The organism is Paenibacillus sp. FSL R7-0333, assembly GCF_038000365.1.
Lineage (GTDB): Bacteria > Bacillota > Bacilli > Paenibacillales > Paenibacillaceae > Paenibacillus_AQ > Paenibacillus_AQ silagei.
Map to the genome: position 1 here is coordinate 4,176,248 of NZ_JBBOBZ010000001.1, position 25,015 is coordinate 4,201,262.

Genomic DNA, 25,015 nt, shown 5'->3' on the forward strand with positions numbered 1-25,015 from the left:
AGCGCCTCGGGTAGAGAGACCGTCTTCGGACGGTCTTTTTTTGTTTGCCCGTACTCATCGCACCCGGCAAACAAATAACCGCCGAAGCCAGCGAACCTGGGGTTCGTCTGTCTTCAGCGGTTATTTGTGGAATTTGCTGTATTACTGAGCCTATTGAACCTGCTTCCAGGTCTAATTCATTTCTTCGATTATAAGATTACGATTTACGATTCTTATAAAAATCAATAATATCACTTACCGTGCGGAGCGGCTCCGCCTCCTTGTGGACAGTGTCCACGGCTGGCTTGAATGATTCATGCGTATTCGTAGTCACTTCAGTCATTCCTTTCGATAATTAAGCTAGCTGCGTCTATAGCTGCATGTCTACTTGCGGCACCTCTATTCATTACCCTAGAAAAAGGGTATTGACGCACATCTGCTCGTATTTATTTCGCTGGCAAAACTTCTTCTATGCCTATCCGTTCTCGTTCGTAATTCCCGTTCCCGGTTCTCAGAACACAGCAAAAAACGCCTCCCTTACGTAATATACGTTAGAAAGACGCCAGCTATGACTCTATTCAGGCCCAAATTTACAGTTCATTCTTCTTAAGGCTTGCCTGCTCCTGCAGCCGCTTCAGCGTCTGCTTGTCCTTCACTGTCAGCTCCGCTGTCTCCAGCAGATCCGGTCTGCGTTCGAGGGTACGCTGCAGCGCCTGCTCACGCCGCCACACCTCGATATTGGCATGATGTCCGCTGAGCAGCATGTCCGGCACTTTCCAGCCCCGGAACTCTGCCGGGCGGGTATAATGCGGGTACTCCAGCAGCCCGGTGCTGAAGGAGTCGGAGATGGCAGAGGTCTCATTGCCCAGTGCCCCCGGCTGCAGACGCACTACCGAATCTATTACTGTCAGAGCGGGCAGCTCACCGCCGGTCAGTACATAGTCGCCAATCGACAGCTCGTCCGTCACCAGATGCTCACGGATTCGCTCGTCATAGCCCTCATAATGACCGCAGATGAAGATCAGATGCTGCTCCTGTGCGAGCTCTTCGGCGATCTGCTGGTTATACGTCCGGCCCTGGGGGCACATCAGAATAATACGCGGCTTCACCGCCTCTGTGTTCTCAGTGTCTGTGTCCCCTTGCTCACCGCCAGCGTTACTCTGAGCCAGTACATGCTCCACCGCTGCGAAGATCGGGTCAGGCTTCAGCACCATGCCTCCCCCTCCCCCGTAAGGCGTATCATCCACGCTGTTATGCTTGTTGCCCGAGAAGTCGCGGAAGTTCACTGTATTCAGTGAAGCAATGCCCTTCTCACGGGCCTTACCGAGAATGCTGGTGCCGAACACGCCCTCACACATATCCGGGAACAGCGTCAGCACATCGATGCGGATCATGGAAGCAGCCCTTCCATGAGGTGCACGGTGATTTTTTTGGCTGCAATATTGACGTCCAGCACTACATCGTTAATAACCGGAATCAGAATATCCTGGCCCTTCTTCGGCTTCACTACCCAGACATCATTGGCCCCGGGCTGCAGAATCTCCGTAATCGTTCCCAGCGGCTGGCTGGCATCTTCATCCGTATAGACCTCGCAGCCTACGATCTGGTGGAAGTAATACTCGTTCTCCGGCAGCTCAACCAGATTATCACTAGGCACCTTGAGCATGCTGCCTTTGTATTTCTCAACCTCATTAATGTTCGTATACCCCTTAAGCTTGGCGATATACATCCCTTTATGCTCTCTCGCCGATTCGATCGTCACCTCGAATTTCGGGCTTCCGTCTGCGGGAATCAGCAGCAGCTTGTTACCGGCCGCGAACCGCACTTCCGGGAAATCGGTATGCGACAGGATTTTGATCTCCCCGCGAATGCCGTGCGTGTTCACCAGCCTGCCTACGGTTAACTCTTCTGTCATGTGTTCATCTCCTTCACGTTGATTGCGTACAGCCTATAAATTCTTATATTTTCAACAAAAAGGAGCCGGGATATACTATCCCTAGCCCCTCCTTGTGCGCATCCTTAAGATAAAATATCCACGGTAACGCGTTTATCACTTTTGACTGCTGCAGATGTGACTACGGTACGAAGCGCTTTGGCGATCCGCCCCTGCTTGCCGATGACCTTACCGACATCATCAGGATGCACGGAGAGCTCATAGACAATCAGGTGATCCTTCTCCACGGTCCGTACGGCCACATCCTCCGGATGATCCACTAAAGCCTTAGCAATAACACCAACTAATTCTTCCATAGAGGACCCTCGCAATCAGTCATTATTTCTGAAGCTTTGACTCATGGAACTTCTTCATCACGCCAGCTTTGGAAAGCAGGTTGCGGACGGTATCAGATGCTTGTGCACCTGTCTGAAGCCATTTAAGAGCCTTCTCTTCGTCAATCTTAACGACTGCCGGTACTTCGATCGGATTATAATAACCGATTTCCTCGATAAAACGGCCGTCACGAGGAGACCGGGAATCGGAAACCACTACACGGTAGAAAGGCGCTTTATGTGCTCCCATTCTTTTCAAACGAATACGTACTGCCACGAAATTCACCTCCTTAAAAGAATATCGTTTTCGATCCCTCCCAAACCCTCCCTTCCCGAAGGGAGGGCCCCAAGGGCTCTGCCCTCTGGACACCCGCTAAGTGCAACTAGCGTAGGCGTTCAGACTGGCGGGACTTGGAATGAGTTCGAGCGGAGACCGCTTTTCCTCCCTGCGGGATACGCTTGACTGGCGGCGTTCCCTGGTAACGAGGGGAAGAGATTTAAACATTAAGATCAAGATCAAAAGATTAAGGTCAAAAGATTACTCGATCTTCTGATGTTGTACTATATCAGATCTATGGGAAAGACTAAAATCCAGGTCAAAAGATTAAGGTCAACGGAACGGGAACTTCATTCCGCCTTTACCGGCAAGGCCCTTGAGCTGCTTCATGGCGTTCTTCTTGCCGCCCTTACCGCCTCCGCCGCCCATCATACCGGAGAACTGCTTCATCATCTTGCGCATTTCATCGAATTGCTTGATGAGCCGGTTCACCTCAGCGACGTTGGTACCGCTGCCTGCTGCAATACGCTTGCGGCGGTTATGGTTGATAATCTCAGGCTGGGCTTTCTCGGCCTTGGTCATGGAATGAACAATGGCTTCAACGCGGCCCATCTGCTTATCGTCAACCTTCAGGTCCTTCATGCCTTTGGCCTTATTCATGCCAGGCAGCATATCCAGAATCTGGTCGATCGGTCCAAGCTTCTTCACTTGATCCATCTGCTCCAGGAAATCATCGAACGTGAACTCTGCGTTACGCATCTTACGTTCCATTTCCTTGGCCTTCTCGGTATCGATGTTGGCCTGAGCCTTCTCGATCAGCGACAGCATGTCGCCCATGCCGAGGATCCGCGAAGCCATCCGCTCCGGATGGAACGGCTCCAGCGCATCGATCTTCTCGCCGAGAGCGGCGAATTTGATCGGACAGCCGGTAACCGCCTTGACGGATAATGCAGCACCACCACGGGTGTCGCCGTCAAGCTTCGTAAGCACTACGCCGGTAAGCTCCAGCTGCTTGTTGAAGCTGTCCGCCACATTCACAGCATCCTGACCGGTCATCGCATCGACTACCAGGAGCACTTCATCCGGAGTTACAACGTTATGGATCTGCTTCAGCTCTTCCATCAGCTCTTCATCAATATGCAGGCGGCCTGCCGTATCAATAATCACATAATCCAGGTTATTGTCCTTCGCATGCTGAACACCTTGTCTGGCAATCTCTACCGGACTCGTCTGATCACCCAGCGAGAAGACAGGAACCTTAATCTGTTCTCCGAGCACCTGCAATTGCTTGATCGCAGCCGGACGGTAGATGTCGGCGGCTACGAGCAGCGGGCGGTGGTTGCCCTTCTGCAGCAGCTTCGCCAGCTTACCGGAAGTGGTCGTCTTCCCTGCGCCCTGCAGACCCGTCATCATGATGACCGTCGGCGGCTTGTTCGACTTAGCCAGCTTCGCCTGGCTTCCGCCCATCAGCTCCGTCAGTTCCTTGTTAACAATATCGATGATGACCATGCCTGGCGTGAAGCTGTCCATCACTTCCGTACCAACAGACTTCTCTTTCACCTTGGACACGAAGTCCTTGACGACCTTGAAGTTAACATCGGCTTCCAGAAGGGCCAGCCGCACTTCACGCATCGCTTCGTTTACGTCATCTTCGGATACTTTCCCTTTGCCGCGCAGTTTGCTGAACACATTCTGCAATCTTCCGGTTAATCCTTCAAATGCCATAGGCGGCTCGCTCCCTTCTTCCTACTCTAACCTCTGCAGCCGGTCCATGATTTCCATGAATTGCTGCTTATATTGCTCCGGCAGCATTCCACTGTCAGGGAATCTGCGCAGTTCTTCTAAGTACTTATTGCGGTCTTCATGCTTGGACAGGAGTCCAAGCTTCTCTTCATAATTCTCAAGCACTTGCTCCGCCCGCTTGATATGCTCGTACACAGCCTGGCGGCTAATTTCAAATTCCGCTGCGATCTCCCCCAGGGAGAAATCATCATGGAAATAATATTTGAGAAACGTCTGTTGCTTGTCAGTAAGCAGCCGTTCATAGAAAGCAAATAACAGGTTGATCCGGTTGGTTTTCTCGAGCCTATTCTCCTGACTCATCAAGGGCACTCCCTTCGTCAAGGAAAAACACTTTACAGCTTCACAACGTCCCTTATGATACCGAAAACAAAGAAAGATGTCAAGTCTTTTTACTTGTCATCTTTTTCTTTGCCCAAAACCGGCATTCCCACCCTGAAATCCTGCACCAGTACGGCACTATGCCTCCCGCATTAATGAATAGGGAGAATGTATAACAATACAACGAAGAAGTGCAAAACGGTTCCGGCAAGCACGAATAAATGCCAGATCGCATGATGGTACGGGAAGCCGCGCCATACATAAAACACGGTGCCCAGAGTGTACAGCAGTCCGCCAATCATCAGCAGAGTCATCCCGCCGCTGGCGACGGCCTGGGACAGAGGGCTCCAGGCGATTACGATCATCCAGCCCATCGCAATGTAGAAGACGGTGGACATGAACAGGAATTTTTTGACGAAAAAAGCCTTAAAGAAAACACCGAATACCGCCACTCCCCAAGCGATACCGAATAACGTCCAGCCCAGCGGTCCGCGGATCGCCACCAGCATAAACGGGGTGTAAGTTCCGGCAATGAATAAGTAGATCGAAGCGTGGTCAAGGAATTCAAAGAAGTCCTTCGCCTTGCCGTCTCTGAGACTATGCACCATCGTTGAATTAAAATACAGGATCAGCATAGTAGCGCCGTAAATGGAGAAACTGACTACATGCCAGGCTGTGCCGTTCTGAACAGCATATACGATCAGCAGAACCAGCGCAGCAATACTTAATAGAGCGCCGATCCCGTGTGTAACCGCATTTGCTACTTCTTCCTTGCGGCTGTAAGTGTGAGTATTTGCCATACCACGATTCCTTCCGTTTGCGGTTTCCTTCTATTATAGCCATTTCTCCGAAGTCCTTCCAGCTTACGGACGCCTCAGGGCAGGCTGCAGCAACATTCAATCGCTTAAGAAGTCATCATTTGCTTTTGCAGCAATTCAAGTCTTATAGCTTGTAGAGCTCGGTATACTTCGCTTCCAGATAATCCGCCAGATAATCGGGATTCAGCGGTTCGCCTGTGACTTGCTCGATAATCTGCGAAGGGGTCAGGCTCTGGCCGTAGCGGTATACCTTGTCAGTAAGCCATTCTTTGATCGGCAGCAGGTTGCCAGTGGCAATCAGCTCTTCGAATTCTGGCAGTTCCTTACGCAGGGTGTTCAGCATTTGGGCCGCATACATGTTACCCAGAGAATAGGAAGCGAAATAGCCGAAGTCTCCTCCGGACCAATGAACGTCCTGCAGTACGCCAAGTGCATCCGTAGGCGGTGTAATCCCTAAGTATTCCTGATACTTCGCATTCCAGGTCTCAGGCAGATCCTTGACTTCAAGCCCTTCATTGAAAATCAGCTTCTCAATCTCATAGCGCACAATAATATGCAGGTTATACGTCAGCTCATCGGCTTCAATCCGGATGAAGGAATTGCCTACACTATTGATCGCCCGGTAAAAGTCTTCCATCTCCACGTTCGCAAGCTGCTCCGGGAAATGCTGCTGCAGATCGCCGTAGTAACGCTGCCAGAAGGCCCGGCTGCGGCCGATCATATTCTCCCACAGTCTGGACTGGGATTCATGAATTCCCATGGATGCGCCCTGTGCCAGGGGTGTACCGATCAGCTCTTCACCGAAATTCTGCTCGTACAGGGCATGTCCGCCCTCATGCAGCGAGCTGAAGATGGAGCTGGTCACATTGTCCAGCAGATAGTTCGTGGTTATGCGGACATCGCCGGGGTTCAGCCCTGTAGCGAACGGATGTACACTCTCATCCAGACGTCCTGCCTCGAAATCATAGCCCATCTGTTCGAGTAAGAAGAGGCCGAATTTCTCCTGCTGCTCCTTAGGGAAGATCTGGCTCAGGAATTCGGTGTCCGGCTTGTTCGGCGAAGCATTGATCGCTTCGGCCAGCGGCACAAGACGGCTGCGCAGACGGGTGAAGATCGCATCCACCTTCTCAACGGTCAAATCCGGCTCGTACATATCCAGCAAAGTGTCATAACGCGAGCCTTGCACACCCCAATAATCAATGAACTCTTGTTTGAAGGCCACAATCTTGGTCAGATAAGGCTCGAAGGAGGCGAAATCATTATCATCCTTAGCCTCTTCCCAGATCGTCTGCGCATGGGCGGTGAGCACCGAATATTCCTCGAAGGTCTTGGAGGGAATGCTTTTGCTGCGCTGGTACTCCTTGCGGGTATCCTTCACAATCTTATTCTGATTGCTGTCCAGCTGCTCCGCTACTTCCGGGCGGCTGAAATATGCTGTGAACGCTCCGACCTCCTCCGATACCTGGAGTCTGAATGCTTCTGCACTCAGCATACCCAGCGTGGCGGAACGGATCTCTACACCTTTGCGGGGCGCGCCTGTACGCAGATCCCAGCCCAGAAGTCCAATTGCTTCATAATAGCCTTTGATTTTAGATAATAGCTCACTGAATTTATCCCATTCTTCCTGGATCTGCTTTTCCATGTTTTGAGCACCTGCCTTGTTTTTTTATCTACTCCTATTGATGATACTTTTTTAAATAGTTATAATCAAATTCGGGCTGTATCTCTTCAAATTTGAAGTAGTTAACAGCTCACAGGCGCGGAGACAGACTCCGCTTAGATTTTGCAATATTTGATTGCAGGAAGCCCTTTATGTTCGCGGCAAGACGCAGTACAATGGATTACAGTTTAATCTTAAGGAGGCACATGGCTTATGAGTCAGGTTACAGACATTTTAGAGTTCAACAAGCATTTTGTAGAGGAAAAAGCATATGAGAGCTATCTGACCAGCCGCTTCCCGGATAAAAAAATGCTGATCATCACCTGTATGGACACACGGCTTGTTGAGCTTCTGCCCAAAGCAATGAATTTCAAGAACGGTGATGTCAAAATCATCAAAAATGCCGGAGCCATCATCTCCCAGCCGTTCGGGAGCGTCATGCGCAGCGTAATGGTTGCGCTATACGAACTGGACGCGGACGAAGTGATTGTCGTCGGCCATTATGAATGCGGCATGGCTTCCCTGAATGCTGACCATATGATTAACTCCATCAAGGAACGCGGCGTGTCCGAGGAAGTACTCAGTACCCTGGAGAATTCAGGGATTAAGCTGACCAAATGGCTGCGCGGGTTTGACAACGTAGAGGAAGGGGTAATTCAGACTGTGGAGCTGATTAAGCGCCATCCCTTACTCCCCCCAAACGTACCTATTCACGGCATGATCATCGATCCGGCTACCGGAGCGCTTGAGCTTGTCTCGAACGGATACGCGGACTAAGGCAACTCTCTGATACTGCTGTTTGCGCGGGTCCCGGACCCGCGCTTTTTTTGTGTAAATTCTTATTTATTAAAATTTGAAACCTTAGCCTCCGCTCTGCGTATTACCGGGCAACAGCCAGGTAAACTGGGTGTTACCAATACTTCTAGGAGGTTCTCGTACTCAATGAAACCAATGAAACGTGTAATGATGATCGTCATGGCCTTCACACTGTTCTTCGCTGTCACTGTTCCTGACTTCGCAGATGCCCGCCGCGGCGGGGGCTTTAAATCAGGAAGCCGGGGATTCACAACGACCCCGAAGAAATCGACCACCGATAATGTGAAAAAAAGCGATAGCACTAAAAGCAACACCAACGGAACTGCAGCGAATGCGAACCGCGGCTTCTTCAGCGGCGGCAGCCTGATGAAAGGCCTGATGATCGGCGGGATCGCCGGCTTCCTCTTCGGCGGAATGTTCGCCGGAATGGGCGCTTTTGGAAATATCATCGGATTCCTGATTAACATGCTGGCCATCTACTTCGTGATTACGCTGATTATGTCCTTCTTCAAGCGCAGACAGGAACGACGCCGGCTGGAAGAAAGGGACGGACGCTACTAATGGGTGTTACCGTTCTCAGCATGGACGAGATTATCAATGCGATCTGCCTGCATATGGCGGAACGCAAAGCCGTACGGGTGGAGGAAGTCCAGGTGGAACTCAGCTGGGACGAGGACACCGGCTACACCGCAGAGGTCTGGATACAGGGAAGAAGCCAGTACCTGGTGGAGTCCAACATGATTGAGTCCATTCTTCGCTACGTACACAGCGAATACGGCATTCGTGCTTATCGTGAGGATGTACGGCTGGAGCTAGACGAAGAAATTACAGCGGTTGTGAACTCGTAAGCGTTGCAAGACATGATTCGAATAAAGGGATGGCCCCGGGTAGCGGGGTCATCCCTTTTATTGTCCATCCATGATGATCACAAGATATAACAATTGAACTAAGACTTTTTTATGTTTTGGGATTAGCCGTGACTCCAGAGAAGTTTTGGACTTCCGGCCGCAGTTGTATGCAGATTTCTTGATTTATCCCATTTTTAACGGTTGAAATCCGCATACAAAGGCGGTCGCTTCCGCTCCTCCAGTTCCAAAATTCCCCTCCGCCACTTTTCCCTTAATTTAAGTTTTCAAGTTCAATCTATATAACTTCTCCTCCTGACGTCAGGAACCCGCCCAGTACATCCTCCCTGCTGACCCGCGCTGCGCCGCTTCCATGCAGCTCAGCCCAAGACACGCGCTGCTGCCGCAGAATCGCCGCTGTTCCTTCAGAAGTGTACTCCTCATACCTGACCGTCTGCTCCCCCCCAGGCTCGCCCCAATGAGCCCACCCCTGGGGGTGGATATGGTGGCCCATCCGGCAATCTAGAAAGGCAGTCTTGGCATGCTCCCGCCATGGGCGGCCCAGGAATACCGGCGCTGTTCCCGGCTCTGCACTCAGATAACATTGATTGAACACGTAGCCGTAAGCCTGCCCCTCAGGAGTGGAGGCAGCCGTGATGTAGCCTGCATGGCCTCCGCTACTCCGCAGACTGTGCAGCGTGCAATGCTCGAAATAAGCCGTTGCTCCGCCAAATATATAATCCACCGTTCCCTCAATGTAACAGTGCTGGTACAACTGGCGGTACTGCGCATGATGCTCCCGCAGCGGAACGCCGCCGAACAGCAGGCGCTCTCTGGGGGCTGGCGGCAGCGGACCGGTGAACAGCGTGTCCTGATGGCCTTTGAACGTACAATTTCGGAATACCGTCTCATCACAATGGGCATACACCGCCACAGCCTGCCCTACCTCGCTGCCTTGCCCCGCTGTATTGGAGACGGTCAGATTCTCCAAGACCAGCTTCCTGCCGCCAAGGAACAGGGTGGGGGTCGCAAAGGTCCCGATCTCTTCCCCCTGCTCATCCAGCTCCCGGGCATAGCGGTTCATCGTGATCTCTACTTGTCCGGTGCCAATGATATGCAGACAGGAGCGGTAGACCCGCACCTCCTCCTTATACACTCCCGGCATAATGTAGAGTGTTGCCTCTGTGTCCGGGTCCAGCCGTTCCAGGGCATCGACTGCCGCCTGAATGGTAGAGTAATCGCAAAAGCCCTCCTTGCCCACCAGCATCCCTTTTCCCATCCCCTCTCAGACTCTAGCCTTCGCTTAAAGCCTGTTTACTTACTTCTGTGTCAATTTGTATGCAGCTTCATATTCTTCCGTGATCTTGGTTCCGCCGGAATCCTTCCAGGTCTGTACAGCTTTCTTGAAGGCCGCCTCATCCGATTGGCCCATGATATATTTGAAGGTAGCATCTGTGATGATCTTTTGCAATTCCGTTCCCTGCTCATTATTGGTTGCCGAATCCAGCGGAACGGTGGGGTCAAGCACAGCGAACTTATCATTCTCGCGGATCAGCTCATTGGCCAGCTGCTTCTCAGGGTTCGCGTCCTTAAGCGTATAGGCAATCTCACTAGGTCTGCTGGAGCTGAAGGGCTGCACATCCGCCTGCCACAGCTCGGTGTTCAGAATCTTGAAGGCGCCGTTCTCATCATATTCATAGTGGGTGCCTTCGATTCCGCCGGTCATCAGCATGAACGCCTTCTCATCGATCAGGTCGTTGACGAACTTCAGCAGCCGCTTGAGCTCGGCTACGGTCTTCACCTCTGATTTAGGAAAAGCCATCAATCCGCCGATCCCGCTGCCCTCGGACCAGATATGATACTGTCCATCCCCATTCGAGATCTTGTTCACCGGCACCAGCTCCATGCCCGGCTGCAGATCCTGCGCCAGTGTTCTCAGACTGGAGATGTCCACCATCCCGGTATAGATCCCGGTCTTCCCCTGCGCGAATTGCTGCTGCTGGTCCGTTTTGGCCGTAACTGCGAAATCCTGCGCCAGGTATCCGTTCTCGTAGAGCTTTTTGGAGTAATTCATCGTGTCCATATATTCCGGTGTATCGAATTCAGGGATGAATTTGCCGCTATCGTCCACCTTCCAGCCATTGGCCGTGCCGAAATAGGAGCTTAGCGTTTTGAAGCTGCTGTATTTCAGCTCCGATCTGTCTCCAAAGCCTGTCGTGTCCTTCACACCGTTGCCGTCCGGGTCATCCTCTGTGAAGGCTCTGGCCACTTCATACACCTCATCCAGCGTCTTCGGAACCGGCAGACCCAGCTTATCCAGCCAGTCCTTGCGGAAAATCAGGCCGGAACGCGCCAGATTCTTCTGGAAAGGAACGCCGTACAGTACGCCTTCAATCGAAGCCGCTTCCTTCAGCTCAGGAGCAATCTTCGCCAGATTACTGAACTCTGAGAGATAAGGGCCCACATCCCAGAATAGCCCTGATTTCAGTGAGCTTCTAACCGATGAATTGGTCATCATGGTCAGGGTAACAATGTCTGCAAGCTCCCCGGAGGCCAGCGCCGTAGTGATCCGCTCTTCCTTGGAAGCATCGGGTACCCAGTTGAAGGTGATTTTGCTGTTGGTATATTCCTCAAGCAGCGATTTTATCGTATCGGTCGGCGGCGAAGCGGTGTGCAAAATATTCAGCCAGGTTAATTCAAGTGTCGAGTTCGGATCCTCTGCAGCGGCAGTCTTCTTCTCTTCCTTGTCTCCGCCGCAAGCCGAGAGTATAGTGGAAGCCATTGTAGCGATTGCAATTAGCGTGACCCATCTTTTGTTCATAACACTTCTCCTTTGGTAGATGAAATAGTTAGCCTTAGCCTTAATACACGCCGTCTTCGCCCATCTTCTTGGCCAGCTTGTTGGAGAGCATCACGAGAATTAACCCGACAACGCCCTTGAACAAGCCTATCGTGGTGCTGAAGCTTAATTGCCCGTTCTTGAGGCCCGCTGTATAGATATAGGTATCGAAAATCTCGGCGACACTGCGGTTCAGCGAATTCAGCAGCAGATACATATGTTCGAAGCCGAGATCCAGCGTGCTGCCGATTTTGAGAATCAGTAGCGTAATAATCACGGGACGGATCGCCGGCAGTGTAACATGCCAGGTCTTGCGCAGACGGCTGGCCCCGTCCATTTCAGAGGCTTCATAGAGCTGCGGGTCCACTACAGTAATAGCTGCCAGATAGATAATGGTCGACCACCCCAGCTCCTTCCAGATAATCTGCAGGATATAGATCGTCCGCAGCCACTCGGAGGAGGTCAGGAAGCTGATTTTGTTGCCGCCGAGACTGGCGATCAGCTCATTGATGACCCCGCCATCCACCGTCAGGAACACATACGTAATAGAGACAATAATGACCCAGGACATGAAGTGCGGGATGTAGATAATCGTCTGAATCCAGTTCTTGAGATAGCGTCCCTTCAGCTCGTTCAGCATCAAGGCTACAATAATCGGCAGCGGAAAGAAGATCACAATGTTCATGGCAAACAGAATCAGGGTGTTACGCAGCAGCTGCATGAACGTAGGCTCCGTAAATAATCGGATGAAATGCTTCAGGCCGACCCACTCACTCCCGGTAATCCCCTGGAACGGCTGATAATTCTGGAATGCAATGATCAGCCCGCCCATGGGTAGATATTTGAAGATGATGAAATACAGCAGCCCGGGCAGGATCATCAGATACAGCAGCTTGTATTTGTTCAGAGCCGTAAGAGCGCGTGAGCCTTTCCCCTTTTCAATAGTCAGATTTGGTGTTGCGGTGATGCTTGTTGCTTTCACATGTCAGCCTCCTTTGCTCGTTCCTGTTACGGTCTCAGCGTAAGAAATTTCTTACATTACGTATATAATCATTATGTGATAGCGTTTACAGAACCCGCGTGGCTGCGGGGTTAAGGACGATCAGATCTCCTCTGAGGATTACCTGCCTAGGCTAATGATTATCTCCGGAGACGGGGCTGCACAAGGCAAGTCTGCGAACACCTCATGCCCGGATTATATACGTAATTTCTGCTCCTTGTTACAGTGAAGAGGTACTGAAAACCGAGGAGGATCACAGAATGAACCCTAGCTCACGTAGAAAAGAATCGGTCGGCGGAAGGATCTTCACCTTCGTTAATACAGCCATACTCGTTCTGATTGCGCTTGTCTGCTTATTGCCCTTCATCAATATCATCGCCAGCTCCTTCGCTACCACCCAGGAGGTCATGGCCAAGCGGTTCATCTTATTCCCTACTACCTTCTCCCTGGATGCGTACCGCTACATTCTCTCAACGCCTACCATCTTCCGGGGACTCGGGGTATCCGTGGGTGTCACCGTTGCAGGAACCGTAGTCAGTATGCTGCTTACCGCGCTGATGGCCTACGGCTTGTCCAGGCGATACCTGCCTGCCCGCAATACCATTAATTTCATCGTCGTCTTCTCCATGCTGTTCAGCGGCGGAATGATCCCCACCTTCCTGGTCGTCAAAAGCGTCGGCCTGATCAACTCGTACGGGTCCCTGATCTTCCCGGTTGCCGTCAATGCCTTCAACATGATTATCATGCGCAACTTCTTCCAGGCGCTGCCTGACAGTCTGGAGGAGTCCGCCAAGATCGACGGAAGCAATGACTTCGGAATCTTCATGCGGATCATGCTGCCGCTGGCCCTGCCTTCCATCGCCACCATCTCCCTGTTCTATGCGGTTGCTTACTGGAATACGTACATGAACGCGATCCTCTATATGAATGATTCGGCCAAATGGCCGATCCAGGTGCTGCTGCGCCAGATCGTTATTGTGTCCAGCGGGATGCAGGCCGAGGGAACCTCGGTAGATATTGTGCCGCCAGCCCAGACGATCAAAATGGCGGTCATTGTCATCGCCACTGTGCCGATGCTGGCCGCTTATCCTTTTGTACAGAAGCATTTCACCAAGGGCGCCCTGCTCGGAGCAGTCAAAGGCTGACGGCCCGCCGTTCAGCGTCCATCCAAATGGTTAGAGCATATACAGAAACGGTACCGCCTTGAAGCAAGGACGGTACCGTTTCTGCATGACCCCCTGATCCAGGCTCTCTCCTGAACCAAGCCCCTATTCCTGCTAAAATATCTGCTGCTCCCCCTGCTTCAGCTTCCGGTAAGCGCCAGGCGTAACCTGCTCCTTCTTGCGGAAGGAGCGGATGAAATTCTGCGGATTATGGTACTGCAGCCGCTCGGCAATCTCCTTGATCGTCATATCCGTCTCCGTCAGCCACCGTTTGGCCATCTCCAGGCGGTAGTTCATGAGGTATTCGCTGAAGGCGGTGCCGTACTCTTTTTTGAAGATGCTGCTTAGGTAATTCGGATTGTAATGAAGCCGCTCGCCGATCCCCTCCAGCGTAAGCTCACGGTCATATTCCGCATGCACAATGTCGGTGATCTTATCCGAGAGACAGCGGAACTGCTTGCTGGTCTTGTCCTTCATGCTGTACATCATGGGGTAAATAACCTCCTGCACCAGCATCCGCTCCATCTCTTCGGGATTACGGATGTCCAGCAGGCGGTGATACAGCTTATTGTTATCCTGGGTCAACAGGACGCTAACCCCCAGATGCTGCTCCAGCTGGATCAGATTATTCACGAGCCGCACCAGCATGACCTCGAATTTCAGGGTGCTCTTGTTCTTGCCCATCAGCTCCGCCAGGAACGGATAGAGCGCAGCTGTAACCTGCTCCTTGTCCCCCAACCGGATGGCATTGAACAATTGCGTCTCCAGCTCTGCCGGATAATGCAGCGACACCGGACCGGAGACGACCATGGAGATGTCCTCATAGAAGATAATCGATTCCTTACCCAGGTTCAGCCGCTGATGCAGTGCCTGCTTGCTCATCTCCCCGGCTTCCTTACTCTCTAACAGATTGCTGTAAAAGTTGCTGATGCCGATGCTAATTGACACCTTCAGATAATCGCGTACCGCCTTCAGCAGAGCTGCCGCATATTCCGTCACTTCCTTATTCATACCGGCATCGCTGTACCCGGCGAAGGTCAGGATCGTAGCCTGGGTATCATCGTTCAGGATAATAGGCTGTAACCGCTGCTGTGCCGGGATAAGTTCCTCCACCATCTTATTGACGGCAAGCAGCAGGACATCCTTGTCCGAGGCCTCCCGGCCGCCCAGACTGTCCAGCTGAATCAGCATCGCCGCATAACGGTGCTTCTCTGACAGGTTATACCCGAACCGGAGCAGACTCTGCTCCAGCTCCTCGGCCGAGACGCGGCTGCGGAACAGATTAAGGATCAGCTGCGTCTCCAGCCGGGGCATTTCCGATTCGATCAGACTCTCAAGCGAAGCCTTCTCCGAGATAATCGTATCAATGGAATGCCGGATATATTCCAGCTCATTCCTGGAGTTCACCTGCGGAATAACGGGCAGACTGCGCTTAAGCTGCTCAATCGGCTTGGTGAAATATTGGGAGATCATATAAGCCACCACCCAGATCAGGAGAATCAACAGCAGCCCCATCGCGGAGATCCCGAACTTGGTCATCTCCAGCGAGCGGGTAATCTCCGCCTGATCCAGCACGGTCAGATAGATCCAGTTATTATACGAGGACTTGGCATAGATTAGCTTCTGACCGTCACGGCCGGAGAACTTCTGCTGGACCGTCCCCTTGTCCTCCATGGAATTGATTGTCCCGGCAAGCTGGCCGAACTGCTCCGGGGCTAACAGCACATTACCAGGATCAGATTCATACATCAGTTCACCATGCTTGTTCAAAATGTAGACGGCTGCGTCTTCCCCGCTGCTTATCGTGGCATTCAGGGTATGTAATGAAATGTCGGATAAAGCAATCGCCTGCTTCTTAGTGGAGAACACCGGCAGTGTATTCACGAACCGGATGCCTTTGTCCGTCTTCATCCAGAAGAGGCTTTGCTCCTGATTCTCAATATACTGCTCCCGGAGCTGCTGGACCTCCCCGGCACTTAGATTGCTGAGCTTCTCATTCAGGATCTGCCAGTTCTGCACCAGACTGATCAGCGAATATTCCGTCCCTTCAGCCGCCATGGAGGCGATATAATTCAGCTGCGAGTTCACATTCCGGTAGGCGATGAAGTCCTGCTCGGTAATTGGATGGGTCACAACCTCCTGAAAAGAGCTGGTGGTGCTATAGGTATTGAATGCGTATTCTATCGTTTGGATTTTGTGCTCCAGATTGTTCTTGATCTGCTCGATATAGCTCTGCTTGCTGCTGGAGAACCGCTCGACCACTGAATCGATGGTACTGATGTAGATATAGCTTCCGAAGCCGACCACCAGTCCCACGCCAAGAATTAATATAGGTATAAAGATGCCGTAGAACATTCTTCCTTTGCTCATTGTGTTTCCCCTTTGATTTGATAGACTCTACTAAATTATAGCGCTTTCATGAATGCGGTTCCATGATTATTTTCACGTGTGCAATTTGCAGACTGCCCGGTTAATACCAGGCGCGCAGCGAAAAACCGGACCAGCGATAGGCTGATCCGGTCTGTTCACATCCTGGGGCTATGAGCCTTGCTTAGAGCAAAGAAATCGTCAGCAGCTCGAACAAGACCAGCGGCATAATTACATTACTGTTCACCGTACCGGGATATGGGTAGCCCGGGCCCGGATATCCCGGACCTGGATAGGGCTTGTAATAAGGATTGTAATATCCGCGGCTCATATCTGTGGCTATGGTTACAACCAGGTACATATTCTTACTGTCCATACCGGCAAGCTTGCCCTCATGCATCTGACCGTCAAGGGTCTGCACCTGCACTTGGTGATTCAGATACGGCTTACAGGACTGGTGAAGGGAATCGCGGACCCCGTTCAGATGCTGGACCACCGCCGGGTCTGCCTGATAGATCACCGGCGTCTGCGTGCCGGAAGAAGTTGTCGACATAGGTGTATGACCTCCGTGTAATTGGATTTGCTTCATACTATGCACCTGCCCAGCCCAGTGTGCCTAGCCTGCTCCCCGGCGCTCATCCGATCCGCATACGCAGACCAAACAGCCGTATACCGGAAAGTCCGGTATACGGCTTAGTGATCAATACTCTACAATTGCTGTGCGTTCAGAACACTTAAAAAGCCACTCCGATTCCGCCCTGGCCGGCATAGGTTCCCATCACGGGTCCCATCGTGGACAGCAGAACCTCCTTGAAGGGGTGCTTCTCCAGAATACGCCGCTTGATCTCCAGCGCCAGCGTCTCACAATTGCTATGCACAATCGCGATTACCGCCTGCTCATAATCATGCTGCTTCTGGTCCAGCTTGGCCAGCAGATGGGTCAGCGCCTTAGGTAGTCCGCGCGTCTTCTCGACGACTTCAACGATACCCTCGTCACTGATTTTCAGCAGCAGCTTGATATTCAGCACGGAAGCCACCGCGCCGGAGATCCGGCTCAGCCGTCCGCCCTTGATCACATTCTCCAGGGTGTCCAGCGTGAAGTATGCCGTCGTCTCTTCGACCTTCTTCAGCACTCTGTCCTTCAGTTCAGCCAGACTTGCTGCGGTGAGTGACCATTTGGCCGCCATGGCGACAATCAGGGTCAAGCCGCCGGAGAACAGCTTGGAATCTATAATTTCAATCGCATTCGGATGTCCTTCTTCCTCGTACATCTCCTTGGCAATCATTGCGGTCTGATAAGTACTGCTAATATTAGAGGACATGCAGATGACCAGAATGTCAGTGCCTGCTTCCACTTGCTTGAAGCTGTCCAGGAAGGTCTGCGGACTCGGGCTTGCAGTCGTCGGCAACTCCTTCGATTCATGCATTTTGTCATAGAAATCCTTCGCATTCATATCATCCGGCATCAGCTCATGGCCGAAATGGACCGGCAAATGAACAATGGAGATGTCATACTGCTTCGTGTATTCAGGGGGTAGATCCGAACCGCTATCCGTAATTATCTTGATGGGCATCAGAATGCTCTCCTTTCAATTCTATACTATTATAGACACCCTTTAAGGAAATCAATAGTACATTTTATAACTTGTCAAAAACAATGTTTTGTGCTAATTGTTACTTGTGATATGGTTTAAGCATAAGGGAACAGAAATGGAGTGTACCAGGATGAGCAAGAATAGAGTATGGAACCGCGGCAAGCATAACGGTGCTGGCCTGTCCAAGAAAGCACCGGCTGCCGCAGAATCCGAGGTTGCTGCAGAGACCGCAGCGCTAGAGGACCACAGCGCCGAGGTAATTAACGAGCGGATTGATACCGTCAAGCCGATGAACCGCAGCAACTGGGTCACCCGGCCCGCCCGCGTGAAGCCGCAGAACCCGGAACGAAATAAGAAGTAGCTTAACCGCTGCATGCTTCGCATTCCATGGGAGCACATTTCTCCCAGCTAGCGGGCTTCCCGCAACCTTTGTTATCATGGAGACACAAACGGCTACGCCGTCCTTAAGAGGATGGCGTAGCCGTTTCTGCTTGCACTAGTCGGTCGGAGAACGGTGAGCTTGTTAGGACTGGTAATATCCAAGCGGGGTATCCCGCTACAAGGATTCAGACAGACTATCCGGCATATACCGGTTCTCCCGTATTAGCGCCCGGATCGCCTTCAGCGTGTTCCGCTGAATCGGGACACCCGTAGTCCGGTGCAGTTGAAGCCAGCGTAGGGCAGCCAATGCCTCGAACAGCTCCAGCTCTGCCGGGCTATACCTGCTGTTGGCGGCAAAGGCTGACCGGTATAGACTGGCATTCCGCTCCGCCAAATACACTCTAAAGAGCAGAATAGACCACGCGATATCATACCTCGGATCGCCAAGCTGAACATTCGTCCAATCGATGATAGTGAACGTCCCGGAGTCCTCAAGAATATTGCCTAGATGATAATCCCCATGAATCAGCTGGTGGGCAGTCAGCTTGCCCCGCTCCGCCAGCTCCTGCGCCAGCGTTCGGATCTCCGGCTGCTCCGCCCAGGCAGGGAAGAAGTAATCTGCGAAATCATAAGCCGGTACCTTCAAGCCGCTGGATGAATTGATCTCTAGCTTATGTACATCAAGCAGATTAGCCGCTATAGCTGTAAGGCTGGCGGCATTTACCTTCTTGACAGGCATACCATCGAAGCTGGTTAACAGCACCTGATGACCCTCAGCGTCTAGACCCCAGGCATACGGCCGTGAGACCGCGCAGCCCTGCCGGACCAGCTGCTCCAGCACTTGATACTGGATCGAGATGTCCGGCCGGGATTCGCGGTTCCAGATTTTCAGCACAAGCTTCGTACCCGGCAGTGTAATTCTGCACACCTCCGCTTCCAGTCCCCCCTTCATCGGGGTAACGACCGCCTCTTCCAGCCTTGCCAGCAGCGCTTCACTATCTGCACTCTGCTCCTGCCAGCGGATACCGCTCAGAATCTTATTCATAGTTATGATTCTCCTCTCCAAAGAACGATCTGCTGCTCATTAGGCTGCCGCGAATCCCTCAGACCATATTCTAGGCATTTTCCCTATTCCAATGAATAACATATTTCAACTATACCAATCAACAGTGAATTGAGGGATGCGAAATGGAACATTGGATTAGAGTAGAACCGAATGTGAAGGTGTATGTGAATGATCTTAACCCGCTTGGCACCAAAACAATACTCTTCATTCACGGCTGGCCAGCAAATCACCAGATGTTCGAATACCAGTACAATCAGCTGGTGCCCATGGGTTACCGCTGCATTGGAATGGATATGAGAGGCTTCGGCCGGTCTGACAAACCGCTTGACGGGTACGATTACAACCGTCTCGCAGATGATATCCGCTGTGTAATCGGCGCCTTGGGACTGCACAATATTACACTCGGCGGGCACTCTACCGGCGGAGCTGTAGCGATCCGGTATATGGCCCGGCACAAGGGATATGGTGTCTCCAAGCTGGCCTTATTCGCTTCGGCAGCCCCCAGTCTGATTCAGCGGCCGGGCTTCCCTTATGGCACGACCAGAGAAGCTATAGAGCAGATTATCCAGTCCACCTACAAGGACCGCCCCAAGATGCTGCATGATTTCGGCGATATTTTCTTCTATCAGCCGGTATCACAGCCGTTCTCGGACTGGTTCTTCCTGTTAGGGCTGGAGGCGGCAAGCTGGTCCACTATCGCAGTCTCCAACGCCTGGCTGGCCGAAGAGCTGTTCGATGATCTCCCCCAAATCCAGGTGCCTACGCTGATTCTGCACGGGGTTCATGATCAGGTGTGCTTCTTCCCGCTCGCAGAGGCGCAGCATCAAGGGATTAGGAATTCGGTCCTTATTCCCTTTGAGAACAGCGGCCACGGTTTATTCTCTGACGAGCGGGAACGGTTCAACCGGGAGCTGGCGGGGTTCGCCGGGTAGATTTTCCGCACAGCCAGAACAGGACTGCCCGAGAAGAAATAGCTTCATGGGGCAGTCCTGTGTTGATTCGCAGGCGTAGGTGCGTGTGCGAATGAGAAGCTCTACAGCTCCAGCGTCTCACCATATGCAAGTGCCGAGCCTCTGATCCCCGCCTCCTTCAGCGCCTGAACGAAGGCCCCGGCATCCTGCTTGATCGGCGGGAAGGTATTATAGTGAACCGGAAGCACCTGTCTTGCACCCAGCCACTTCGCCGCGATAAGCGCATGCTCCGGCCCCATGGTGAAATGTCCTCCGATTGGCAGGATCGCGAGGTCGATGTCATACAGCTCACCGAACATTTTCAAGTCACCGAACAGCCCTGTATCCCCTGCATGCAGTACCGTGTGTCCGTCCGCCTCAATAATAAAGCCCGCCGGTGTGCCGCCATAGATACTCTGTCCGTCTTTTAGTGTAATGCTTGAGGTGTGGAATGCATGAATCATCGTCGCCTTGGCAAAGCCCAGGTCCACCGTCCCCCCGATGTTCATCCCGATGGTCTTTTTCGCTCCCTGGCCCTCCAGATGACCCGCCAGTTCCACGTTGGCAACAACCACCGCCTGATTCTGCTCGGCAATCGGCAGAGCGTCCAGGATATGATCCATATGAGCATGCGTCAGCAGCACCGCATCGGTCTTAATCTCCTCTACAGTCGTCACCGCCGCCGGATTACCGCTAATGAACGGGTCGATGATCAGCGATTTGCCGTTCACCTCAATTTGAACACAGGAATGGCCGTGGTAGGTAATTTTCATAGATATCCTCTCCTCTTCTTGATTAATTTCAATAGGTACTAAGGAATGAATCGTGCAAAAACCCAAGGTTTACGATACAATGACAGCAAGTTGCTCTAAATCCAAATCCAGCAGTGCGATTGACGAATATAACATAAATTATTACGTTCGTTGTTTTTTATGATATATCTATTCCTGCCAGCTGTCAAGAGAGGTGTGAAGAAGTTGCTGTCCGTTGAGAAAACAATGCTGTTTCTGTTATCTAAGGTGAAGCAGATGGGCGCCCAGCAGTTTGTCGAGATCTATGAGCAAAGGGGGTACACCTCCACCTATATCCGCAATGCCCTATCCCGCTTGAAAAAAGAGGGCTATATCGCTTCCCCGGCACGCTCCTGGTATAACGTCACTGCCGAGGGCCTCGCCTACATTAAGGCGATTAACAGCAAGCCTGCCCGTTATCAGGAGCAGTGGGATCATACCTGGGATGTGGTGATGCTGGAGGTTCCCGAATCCGAACGCAAGAAGCGCGATCTGTTCCGCACAGCACTCGGGCAGCTGGGTTATGGGCTTTTATATAACAGTGTGTACATCTCACCATGGAACTATCAGGACGAAGTCGCAGCCCAGATCCAGAAGCTGGAGCTGGAAGGCAAGGTGTCGATCCTCCAAGGCCAATTTCAGGAAGGCACCATTACACCGCTCAAAGCGCAGGCCATCTGGCACCTGGACGACATCGAAGCCTTATACCAGAAGAAATCAGTCTGGCTGAAGGAAGAATTCGCTCCGCGATTGGCGGATACCCTTCAGGCGGGGCAGCCGTTACAGCTCTTCCTGCTATATTTGCAAATGGGAGAGGAGTTAAGCGGATTGTTCATGGCTGACCCCTATCTCCCGGATGAGCTGCTGCCGGACCATTGGCCGGGCAAACGGGTCCTCTCAGACATGAGTGAATACATGGTTAGAGCCGCTCAGGCGATACCTGCGGATTCTTCCTATGCGCCCTTCGTCCAATAAGGTATGGCAAAGAGCAGCCCGGACTCCGGGCTGCTCTTCGTATGTGAACTACTCCTCACGGCTGCCGGAAGCCAGCAGCTCCCGGACCGCTTCCTTATTCGTAAGCGGGGCCCGGCAAGCGAAGTTGCGGCAGACATAGGCCGTTGCTTCGCCGCGGATGGCCGGTTTGTCAGCCAGATGCGGCAGCAGGCGGAGCATCTCTCCGCCGTCCCCTTCCCAGTTCACGATGAGCGCTGCGTCCGGCAGATAGGTCTGCTGAACCTGAGCGAGCATGGCGTGCAGTGCGAGATCTTCTTTTTTGCCGGAGAGGACCCATTCTCTGCCGCCGGAGACCATCCCCAGATGGGCCTGCAAATACATCGCATACCCCGGCGGATACTCCGAAGCAGCGGAAGCAAGCACCGCAGCGGTGCGCTCCGCGATCTCTTTTAACTCCATATCCTGGGTAATAACCGACAGCTTCCACAATAGCTTCGCCGCCACCGAATTCCCGGACGGAATCGCCCCATCATACAATTCCTTCGAGCGGACCGGCAGCTTCTCCCCGTCATGCCCGGTGAAGAAGAACCCGCCTCCTTCGGTATCTAGGAACAGCTCCAGCATCCCATCCTTAAGCGTCAGCGCCCGCTCCAGATAGACCGCTTGACCTGTAGCTTCATATAATTCGCTGAGACCCCAGATCAGGAAGGCATAATCATCCACATACGCCGGAATCGCTGACTCCCCGTCACGGTAACGGGCCAGCAGCCGTCCATCCTCACGCCGCAGCTTGTCCCAGATGAAGTCAGCTGCACGTTCGGCGGCCTTGGCATATTCCGGCTTCTGGAGGGCCTTCGCTCCCATGGCCAGCGCAGCAATCATCAGGCCATTCCATGAGGTCAGCACCTTATCATCCTTAAGCGGGTGAATGCGCTGCTCCCGGTATTCGAACAGCTTCTCGCGCCATTCCTCCATCCGGGTCCGCAGGCCCAACGGATTCATGCCCATGCGCTCCGCAATCTCCTCCGGCAGACCTTGGAGCAGATTCGGAATATTTTCACCTTCAAAATTCCCCTCCGGCGTAATCCCGTATACATGGCAATACGAATGCATATCCTCCAGCCCAAGCGCATCCTCAATCTCCTCACGGGAGAAGACATAGAACTTGCCTTCCACCCCTTCGGAATCGGCATCCTCCGCAGAGTAGAAAGCGCCTTCCGGCGAAGTCATATCGCGCAGCACATACGTGAAGATCTGCTCGGCAATCTCTGCATACAGCGGCTTCCCGGTAAGCTGGAAGGCTTCCAGATAGACATTCGCGAGGAGAGCGTTATCGTAGAGCATTTTCTCAAAATGCGGCACCAGCCATTCCCGGTCCGTGGAATACCGCGAGAACCCGAAGCCCACATGGTCGTACATCCCGCCCTTATACATTGATTCCAGCGTATGCTCCACCATCCGCAGCGCTTCCGGCTGATCATGCAGCTGGCTGTACGCCAGCAGGAAGGACAAATTATGCGGCGAAGGGAACTTCGGCGCATTGCCGAACCCGCCGTACTCCTCATCGAACTGCCGCCGATACAGCTCATACGCCTCATGCAGCAGCTCCGCCCCGGGAATACCGCCTGCGGCTTCCGGGTTGTACGCATTCTTGCGGTCAAGTGTATGCAGCTCAGCCAGCAGGTCGTCGCCCAGCTTATCCAGCGCCGCTCCATCCTGCTCCCACTTCGTATGGATCTGCTCCAGCACATCCATCAACCCGATCCGCCCGAACATCTGCCGCTTCGGAAAATACGTCCCGGCATAGAATGGCTTCTTCTCCGGCGTCAGCAGCACCGTCAGCGGCCATCCCCCGCTCCCCGTCAGCGCCTGACACACCGACATATACAGCGCATCAATATCCGGCCGCTCCTCGCGGTCTACCTTGATCGCTACGTAGTGATTGTTGAGAAGCTCCGCGACTTCGGCGTCCTCGAAGGATTCACGCTCCATTACGTGGCACCAATGGCAAGTACTATAGCCGACAGATAAGAAGATCGGCTTGTTCTCCGCCTGCGCCTTGGCAAAGGCCTCTTCTCCCCATGGATACCAGTCCACGGGGTTGTGGGCGTGTTGGAGCAGGTAGGGCGATTTTTCGTTTGCTAATCTATTGGGTGTATTATGAGTCGTCACCAGGCGTCCCTCATTTCGGATGATTTGGGTAAAGTGTTGTCTAGGGATAGTTTACCCAAATAGTTGGTGGGGGAAAAGCGCAAGGGAAGAACATCATAACATTCCACAGTTGTCCAAGTGTTCAAATAAGATGCTTACCACAATATCCTTTAAAATAGTCTGGTTCTGGCTTAATGAGTTTAATTGGTATCTCTTCAACATCATCTATGTCAGGGAGTACCCTCCAAACCTTCTTTTTTAAGCCTCGATGATTCCACAAGTCATCATAATTACTTAGGTTAGCATCAAATACAAAATAAACTCTTTCTTTCCTATCCGTTCCTCTCTTATTAAAAATCCCAAAGCAAACTAATAAAACATATGGAACATACTCAAAAGTTAATCCTTTATACAGCCATATTTCTCTTTCATTCGCTGTTTCTAACATAGAACTAAACTCAGCATGCTTTAACTTTCCATTCATTATATCCCTACATATCAAATACACTAAATACAAATTATCAAATACTTGCTTTTTAACGAGAGTGGCATTAGTTTGGTCTCGATCATTCGGAAATAAGCCTTCGTATTTTTTACGGTTAGATTCTACGGTAGGGCAATCAGTACTTGGGTAATGAACGAAATGCTTTGCCCCTTGAGGCGCACTACTATTTCTTATAAACATACCATTTTCACAAATTGGACAAACCGCCTCTAATTGCGACGTCTTATATTTCAACTCCCATTCCTGTACAGAAACTTTTTGTTTTGTTACTGGGTGAATACCATAAAACACGCTCTCACCTCACAGTCTCACAAGGAATACGTCTTACCGCCCCAATGCCAATCCCCTTGGCAATGAATGACTTTGGGGCGGTAAGTGTATCTAAAAGCTATCCGAACTCGGGTCTATCTAAGCTGCAGTCTGAATAAATTAACGCTAATTGAGCTATCAAGTTAAAGAATGAGAGTCG

General features: G+C 52.1%; 25 protein-coding genes. 7 read left to right on the plus strand and 18 right to left on the minus strand.

What is annotated here, in order from left to right; genetic code table 11:
* Window positions 1-569: 569 nt before the first annotated feature.
* From trmD to MKY86_RS17610, 8 genes are all read right to left on the minus strand, one after another.
* On the minus strand, window positions 570-1,370 hold the full coding sequence (gene trmD, locus MKY86_RS17575) for a tRNA (guanosine(37)-N1)-methyltransferase TrmD (RefSeq protein WP_076078795.1): 801 nt from the start codon (window positions 1,368-1,370) through the stop codon (window positions 570-572).
* Window positions 1,370-1,894, minus strand: coding sequence for a ribosome maturation factor RimM (rimM, locus tag MKY86_RS17580; protein ID WP_076078589.1), 525 nt, complete (start codon window positions 1,892-1,894; stop codon window positions 1,370-1,372). The genes trmD and rimM overlap by 1 nt, the downstream gene beginning before the upstream one ends.
* A 104-nt stretch (window positions 1,895-1,998) precedes the next feature.
* Window positions 1,999-2,229, minus strand: a complete 231-nt coding sequence (locus MKY86_RS17585) for a KH domain-containing protein (RefSeq protein ID WP_020432321.1) — start codon at window positions 2,227-2,229, stop codon at window positions 1,999-2,001.
* 22 nt (window positions 2,230-2,251) lie between these two features.
* The gene (gene rpsP, locus MKY86_RS17590) at window positions 2,252-2,524 is read right to left on the minus strand and encodes a 30S ribosomal protein S16 (RefSeq protein ID WP_036701203.1); all 273 of its coding nucleotides are present in this window, start codon (window positions 2,522-2,524) and stop codon (window positions 2,252-2,254) included.
* A gap of 333 nt (window positions 2,525-2,857) precedes the next feature.
* The gene (ffh, locus tag MKY86_RS17595; protein WP_036701200.1) at window positions 2,858-4,249 is read right to left on the minus strand and encodes a signal recognition particle protein; all 1,392 of its coding nucleotides are present in this window, start codon (window positions 4,247-4,249) and stop codon (window positions 2,858-2,860) included.
* Between the two features lie 21 nt (window positions 4,250-4,270).
* Window positions 4,271-4,627 carry a putative DNA-binding protein gene (locus tag MKY86_RS17600; protein ID WP_036733556.1) on the minus strand — a complete coding sequence of 119 codons (357 nt, stop codon included), beginning with the start codon at window positions 4,625-4,627 and terminating at the stop codon, window positions 4,271-4,273.
* A gap of 170 nt (window positions 4,628-4,797) precedes the next feature.
* On the minus strand, window positions 4,798-5,445 hold the full coding sequence (gene trhA, locus MKY86_RS17605) for a PAQR family membrane homeostasis protein TrhA (RefSeq protein ID WP_036733553.1): 648 nt from the start codon (window positions 5,443-5,445) through the stop codon (window positions 4,798-4,800).
* Window positions 5,446-5,587: 142 nt separating this feature from the next.
* Window positions 5,588-7,105, minus strand: a complete 1,518-nt coding sequence (locus tag MKY86_RS17610; protein ID WP_076078588.1) for a carboxypeptidase M32 — start codon at window positions 7,103-7,105, stop codon at window positions 5,588-5,590.
* 231 nt (window positions 7,106-7,336) lie between these two features.
* Here MKY86_RS17610 and MKY86_RS17615 point away from each other — a divergent pair, with 231 nt between their 5' ends.
* From MKY86_RS17615 to MKY86_RS17625, 3 genes are all read left to right on the plus strand, one after another.
* The gene (locus MKY86_RS17615) at window positions 7,337-7,900 is read left to right on the plus strand and encodes a beta-class carbonic anhydrase (RefSeq protein ID WP_076078586.1); all 564 of its coding nucleotides are present in this window, start codon (window positions 7,337-7,339) and stop codon (window positions 7,898-7,900) included.
* A 165-nt stretch (window positions 7,901-8,065) separates the two neighbouring features.
* Window positions 8,066-8,500: a hypothetical protein gene (locus MKY86_RS17620; protein ID WP_200869617.1), complete on the plus strand. Its 435-nt coding sequence runs from the start codon at window positions 8,066-8,068 to the stop codon at window positions 8,498-8,500.
* The gene (locus MKY86_RS17625) at window positions 8,500-8,787 is read left to right on the plus strand and encodes a YxcD family protein (protein WP_076078585.1); all 288 of its coding nucleotides are present in this window, start codon (window positions 8,500-8,502) and stop codon (window positions 8,785-8,787) included. The genes MKY86_RS17620 and MKY86_RS17625 overlap by 1 nt, the downstream gene beginning before the upstream one ends.
* Window positions 8,788-9,082: 295 nt before the next feature.
* Here the strand turns inward: MKY86_RS17625 and MKY86_RS17630 are convergent, their stop codons facing one another.
* The 3 genes from MKY86_RS17630 to MKY86_RS17640 are packed head-to-tail and all read right to left on the minus strand — an operon-like array spanning window position 9,083 to window position 12,503.
* Entirely contained in the window at window positions 9,083-10,051 is a 969-nt protein-coding gene (locus MKY86_RS17630; protein ID WP_076078583.1) for a pectinesterase family protein, read from the minus strand.
* A 51-nt stretch (window positions 10,052-10,102) separates the two neighbouring features.
* A complete protein-coding gene (locus MKY86_RS17635) occupies window positions 10,103-11,605 on the minus strand; it encodes an extracellular solute-binding protein (RefSeq protein WP_076078581.1) in 1,503 nt (500 codons plus the stop codon).
* Window positions 11,606-11,645: 40 nt separating this feature from the next.
* Window positions 11,646-12,503, minus strand: coding sequence for an ABC transporter permease (locus tag MKY86_RS17640; protein ID WP_081751444.1), 858 nt, complete (start codon window positions 12,501-12,503; stop codon window positions 11,646-11,648).
* Window positions 12,504-12,883: 380 nt separating this feature from the next.
* On the opposite strand from MKY86_RS17640, the gene MKY86_RS17645 reads away from it, so the two are divergent.
* Window positions 12,884-13,768, plus strand: coding sequence for a carbohydrate ABC transporter permease (locus MKY86_RS17645; RefSeq protein ID WP_076078579.1), 885 nt, complete (start codon window positions 12,884-12,886; stop codon window positions 13,766-13,768).
* 132 nt (window positions 13,769-13,900) lie between these two features.
* Here the strand turns inward: MKY86_RS17645 and MKY86_RS17650 are convergent, their stop codons facing one another.
* The 3 genes from MKY86_RS17650 to MKY86_RS17660 form a co-directional block, all read right to left on the minus strand.
* Window positions 13,901-16,156 (minus strand): AraC family transcriptional regulator, encoded by a 2,256-nt coding sequence (locus MKY86_RS17650; RefSeq protein WP_076078577.1) that lies wholly within the window; start codon window positions 16,154-16,156, stop codon window positions 13,901-13,903.
* A 181-nt stretch (window positions 16,157-16,337) separates the two neighbouring features.
* Window positions 16,338-16,706, minus strand: coding sequence for a hypothetical protein (locus tag MKY86_RS17655; protein ID WP_076078576.1), 369 nt, complete (start codon window positions 16,704-16,706; stop codon window positions 16,338-16,340).
* Between the two features lie 181 nt (window positions 16,707-16,887).
* Complete coding sequence (locus tag MKY86_RS17660) at window positions 16,888-17,727, minus strand: DegV family protein (protein WP_036733524.1); 840 nt, start codon at window positions 17,725-17,727, stop codon at window positions 16,888-16,890.
* 151 nt (window positions 17,728-17,878) lie between these two features.
* Between MKY86_RS17660 and MKY86_RS17665 the strand changes: the two genes are divergently transcribed.
* Entirely contained in the window at window positions 17,879-18,109 is a 231-nt protein-coding gene (locus MKY86_RS17665; RefSeq protein ID WP_076078574.1) for a hypothetical protein, read from the plus strand.
* Window positions 18,110-18,304: 195 nt separating this feature from the next.
* Here the strand turns inward: MKY86_RS17665 and MKY86_RS17670 are convergent, their stop codons facing one another.
* Entirely contained in the window at window positions 18,305-19,174 is an 870-nt protein-coding gene (locus MKY86_RS17670) for a phosphotransferase family protein (protein WP_076078573.1), read from the minus strand.
* A 143-nt stretch (window positions 19,175-19,317) separates the two neighbouring features.
* Between MKY86_RS17670 and MKY86_RS17675 the strand changes: the two genes are divergently transcribed.
* On the plus strand, window positions 19,318-20,127 hold the full coding sequence (locus MKY86_RS17675) for an alpha/beta fold hydrolase (RefSeq protein ID WP_076078571.1): 810 nt from the start codon (window positions 19,318-19,320) through the stop codon (window positions 20,125-20,127).
* 101 nt (window positions 20,128-20,228) lie between these two features.
* Here MKY86_RS17675 and MKY86_RS17680 read toward each other — a convergent pair whose 3' ends face one another.
* Window positions 20,229-20,918 carry a metal-dependent hydrolase gene (locus MKY86_RS17680; RefSeq protein ID WP_076078569.1) on the minus strand — a complete coding sequence of 230 codons (690 nt, stop codon included), beginning with the start codon at window positions 20,916-20,918 and terminating at the stop codon, window positions 20,229-20,231.
* Window positions 20,919-21,113: 195 nt separating this feature from the next.
* On the opposite strand from MKY86_RS17680, the gene MKY86_RS17685 reads away from it, so the two are divergent.
* On the plus strand, window positions 21,114-21,911 hold the full coding sequence (locus MKY86_RS17685) for a PaaX family transcriptional regulator C-terminal domain-containing protein (RefSeq protein ID WP_340827286.1): 798 nt from the start codon (window positions 21,114-21,116) through the stop codon (window positions 21,909-21,911).
* Between the two features lie 48 nt (window positions 21,912-21,959).
* Here MKY86_RS17685 and MKY86_RS17690 read toward each other — a convergent pair whose 3' ends face one another.
* Both MKY86_RS17690 and MKY86_RS17695 read right to left on the minus strand, forming a co-directional pair.
* Entirely contained in the window at window positions 21,960-24,062 is a 2,103-nt protein-coding gene (locus MKY86_RS17690) for a thioredoxin domain-containing protein (protein ID WP_076078566.1), read from the minus strand.
* 121 nt (window positions 24,063-24,183) lie between these two features.
* Entirely contained in the window at window positions 24,184-24,837 is a 654-nt protein-coding gene (locus tag MKY86_RS17695) for a hypothetical protein (RefSeq protein WP_076078565.1), read from the minus strand.
* Between the last annotated feature and the right edge of the window lie 178 nt (window positions 24,838-25,015).